This window comes from Massilia sp. YIM B02769 (assembly GCF_030411995.1).
Classification (GTDB): Bacteria; Pseudomonadota; Gammaproteobacteria; order Burkholderiales; family Burkholderiaceae_D; genus Telluria.
The window spans coordinates 1-1,221 of record NZ_JASNRC010000041.1 but is presented as its reverse complement, the minus strand read 5'-3'; the positions used below and the strand labels follow the sequence as shown (position 1 = coordinate 1,221).

The following is a 1,221-nucleotide window of genomic DNA, read 5'->3' as shown; positions in this document are numbered from 1 at the left end:
CTAGGGAAACGCTGATTAATTGACGATTTTCGCGTCTCCGAGGTTTTTTGGCGACGCGGTTGCGCTCCAGCTGCGATCTCGTTTTTTAGAGATCACTACAGCCTGTTTTTATGCGATATAGCGGTATCCCTTGCGCCTTTTGGCGCTCAGGACGCAACTCGGGTTTCAGTGACCCTAAATCGCCGGCCAGCCAGCACTAAATTGGCGAAGCCAAACAGAGTAAACAGTTGCGCAGTGTTCTTCGCCAGCCCGCGGTAGCGCGTCTTCCGATGATGGAACAGGTTCTTGATGACATGGAACGGATGCTCGACTTTCGCGCGAACGCTGGCCTTCAAATGCTCCAGTTTTTCCGTCATGCGGCCCAGTTTGTTTTTGGGCAGTGCCTTGCGTTTGGAGCGCTTCATGGCGACATGCCAGGTCACCGTTTTGCCAACATTTTCGGGGCGCTTCTCCACGCCCTGATAGCCGGCGTCGCCGAGCGCAGCGGTCTCGTCTCCATGCAAAAGCGCATGTGCTTGCGTCACGTCGGAGACATTGCCAGCCGTGCCCACGACGGTGTGTACCAGGCCAGACGCAGCATCAACGCCGATGTGCGCTTTCATCCCGAAGTGCCAGTCATTGCCCTTCTTCGATTGGTGCATCTCCGGATCACGCTTGCCATCCTTGTTCTTCGTCGACGGTGGTGCGGCGATCAGCGTGGCGTCAACAATGGTCCCCTCCCGCATCATCAAACCCTTTTCGGCGAGGTGTCGGTTGATCGTATCGAAGATCTGGCGCGTCAGATCTTTTGCTTCGAGCAGGTGACGAAACTTGAGCAGCGTCGTCGCGTCTGGCGCGGACTCGCGGCCCAGATCGATGCCGACGAAAGCGCGAATGGCCTGGCTGTCGTAGATCGCATCTTCAATGCCTTCGTCCGACAAACCGAAGCATTGTTGGGCCACATACATCCGCAGCATTCGCGCCAGCCCGATCGGTGGACGGCCAGCGCCTTCGACCTTCGGATAGAACGGCTCGACCAGTTTGTGCAGCTTGCTCCATGGTGTCACGCTATCGATCTTAGCGAGAAAAAGGTCACGCCGCGTGCGCTTTTTCTTGGCGGCGTATTCGAGGTCGGAGAAGCTCTTTTGCATGATCGATGGCGGGCGAGGAACGTAGCGTCATTGTCTCAGGTTGCGGCACCGGCGGGAACCGGAGCGGCCGAATTAATCAGCGTCTCCCTAG

The 1,221-nt window shown here is 57.2% G+C and carries 1 protein-coding gene; it reads right to left on the bottom strand.

Annotated features, from left to right (window positions below):
* Positions 1 to 146: 146 nt before the first annotated feature.
* Positions 147 to 1,130 carry an IS5 family transposase gene (locus tag QPK31_RS26085; RefSeq protein ID WP_290425793.1) on the bottom strand — a complete coding sequence of 328 codons (984 nt, stop codon included), beginning with the start codon at positions 1,128 to 1,130 and terminating at the stop codon, positions 147 to 149.
* Positions 1,131 to 1,221 lie beyond the last annotated feature (91 nt).